The 2820-nt window shown below is 42.6% G+C and carries 2 protein-coding genes and 2 pseudogenes; all 4 read right to left on the minus strand.

Translation table 11 applies throughout. The features are described 5' to 3' along the window. Positions 1-104: pseudogene (locus BEA93_RS26425) on the minus strand (hypothetical protein); the annotation flags it as partial. 10 nt (positions 105-114) lie between these two features. Beyond that, a pseudogene (locus BEA93_RS24055) lies at positions 115-1252 on the minus strand (ISAs1-like element ISEc1 family transposase). 333 nt (positions 1253-1585) lie between these two features. Beyond that, positions 1586-2071, minus strand: a complete 486-nt coding sequence (imm9, locus tag BEA93_RS24060) for an Imm9 family immunity protein (protein WP_105225222.1) — start codon at positions 2069-2071, stop codon at positions 1586-1588. A gap of 20 nt (positions 2072-2091) precedes the next feature. Further along, positions 2092-2820: RHS repeat-associated core domain-containing protein (locus BEA93_RS25945; protein WP_236942904.1), on the minus strand; the 729-nt coding region annotated here is incomplete at its 5' end.

Below are 2820 nucleotides of genomic sequence, written 5' to 3' on the forward strand. Positions count from 1 at the left end.
TGTACGCTGTGCTCTGCCGTCAGCCACCCGCTGCGGTCATACGCGAAGCGCACCCTGTCCGCCTGCATGTGGTGCAGACGCTCACCTTCTTCCGTGGGGGTGAGCAGGGCAAGATTACGAAAGTCCGCTCCCCGCAAGGACTGACGCCAGATAGTTTCTGTCCATAGCTGCTTTTCTCATCTTACGTCTTAACCCTGCCTTGAATACCTTATCATTCGTCAAAATATTAATAGCGATGTGCCGTATCCCTGAAAATAATTCTGCTGCATTTCCTCTTCTTATTTTGCAGTCGTCTTCATTCATTACCACGTCCAGACGCCAGTGCAGCTTATTCTCCACGTGCCAGTGATTTCGGATCGCTGTGGCGAACTTCTCTGCGGTTAAATCAGCAGAACTGATATAATATCTGACTATCATTTCGGGCTCTTTCTTTTGTTCTGCTATTATTGACCGAAAGGAGACTGCCACGCATAATTTCTTCAGCCCTTTCCATTCAAACGTGAAATCAATAAGTTCATCAGGGACATCGCAAACAATATGAAGGCGGATTTCTTCTCTGCCGTGACTCTTTTCACTAATTGCGTAACTGTCATGCTCTGGATTATTTAATTCTTTCAGCGGAAATTTTTCCTCAAAGGCTTTATTAAGCCGCCCCTGGTTTCCTTTTACAGCGAATAAATAATCACCTCCCTGTTTTTGTATCTTCTCTGCAATATCTTTCTGGCACCCCATCGCATCAGTTGTGATAATTTTTCCTTTAATATCCAACATGTTAAGAAGTTCAGGGATAGCTGTGATCTCATTAGATTTCTCATCCGTCTTGATCTGTCCGATGACCAGACTGTGTATTGTTGAGAACGCACTAATAACATGAATCGCTCCCTTGCGGCGACTCTTGTCATAAGAGTGCCGGAGCGTTTTTCCATCAATTGCAATGACGTCTTTATCATCTGAGGAATGGCAGTCACGCATCCAGTTAATAAAGCACTCATGAAATTTTGCAGGACTGATACAGGATACAACTCTGGCAATAGTATCGTGAACAGGAATACCATTTTCAAAATCACCATATTGCTTCAAAAAATCGAGATGTGTTTCCCCGAAATCCTCTATATCTTCCCAATCTTCTGCACCAGAAATAACGGCACAAATAGTTAATAGTAGAATATCTGACAATTTATGTTCCACTTTGCCAGGCTTGTCTGTAATCGGGGATAATAGAAATATGTTCCATCATTTTTTTGAGTTCCATTTTGTTCTCCTTAATTATGTAAGGAGTATTTGATCATGTATAAGCAATGAAAAACAGCTTTAGGTAATAAGGAATATCTCAATTATTGAACATAAAATGCGAATTATTTAGTGCAAAAAAGCAGCGTTACGTGATCTTTCCCTGGGCCCCCCCTGACGGGGCTGCTTTGTGAACTGGTCTGGCTCTTTGCGGCAAAACTGAAAGCGCCACGCTGGTTGCGTACCGTTGACGGTGCGGTGTTTATTGACGATCTTATTCAACCGTAAGATCAGTTATCCCGGATTTTCACCTGTCAGTACTGGCGGAGATCCGGGAAAAAGAAACGAAGATTCACTAATATTTATATTTTCTATCTTCTGATAATTTTATTTTTATTCTGTTACAGGAAACACCTCGTGTAAGAATCCAATCAATTGTTTTCTTACTGGTTTCTAACATATAAGTAAATAAATCATTGTATTTATCGAAATCAGGTTCAATAATATTTGAATATTTTTCGTTACTTTCTTTAAAAAATGCCTCTTTTACATTAGAAATCCCATAACTTACCTGTTCATCATCAGGAATAGGCGTTGACATATAGACCACATATTCTTTGTCCGAAGGGAATCGTACGACACGTTTTGCAATACCGATTGCATCTGTTCTCTGAGCAAGTACATTAATTAAAAGCCGCCAATCACCTAAATCCTGAAGATTGATATTAGGCTCAAGAGACTTAACATAAGCGTTTAGCTCTATAAATATAGAATGCATATCAATATGGTCATCAATACGTGGAACTTCGTTAGATATTAAAACTCTGATTTTTTCATCCATCAAATCACCTCTCGAAAAACTTAGCAATCAGCTCCCCCACTGTTCTTTTCGGGGATATAGCGTTTATCATTTTCTCTATTATGAGGTAATTCATACCCCTGCGTTCTCAAATCCCGAACCCTCTTAGCTTCAATCTCCTTCATTTCTCCCTTAGTAATACCTTCATGGGTACTAACCACAGTCGCTTGAGCATTTTTAAACTTAGAATCTTTTCTAACTTTTCTTGCACTAGTTTCAGCACGTCTATTGGCATTATTTCTGGTAGGCATCACATCCTCGGCCTTCCCAATCCCTACTTTTGCACGACCGGCATCTGGGTCAATTACATCATAAAGCACCCAATCACCAATAGCATCATTACTATTTTTATTTAATCCTAACGGATCAATCCAGCTAATCGGATTAGGTGCATACCTATAAAGATTCAGTCCCCCACGGATCGAAATCGGGTCCTGGCTGATAAACCTTCCGCACTCCGGCGCATAATATCTGAACAGATTGTAATGCAGTCCCGTTTCTTCGTCAAAGTACTGCCCCGGCAGTCGCAGCGGCTGTTCAAAGTACGCCCCGCTGTTGCTGATGTCGCCCCGGTTTTCACCAAACCCCGCCTGGTAGCCCGCCCACACCAGCGTTCCGTCCGCTGCGCTCACCTCCTGCACCGTGCCCGTCACGTCCGTGTGGTAATACCAGATTTTCCGGCTTTCCCCGCGCCCCGTGACAGCCGCCACCGGCGTGTACGGCTGTTCCGC

Origin of the sequence: Escherichia sp. MOD1-EC5950, from assembly GCF_002965345.1 — a bacterium.
Taxonomy (GTDB): Bacteria; Pseudomonadota; Gammaproteobacteria; order Enterobacterales; family Enterobacteriaceae; genus Escherichia; species Escherichia marmotae.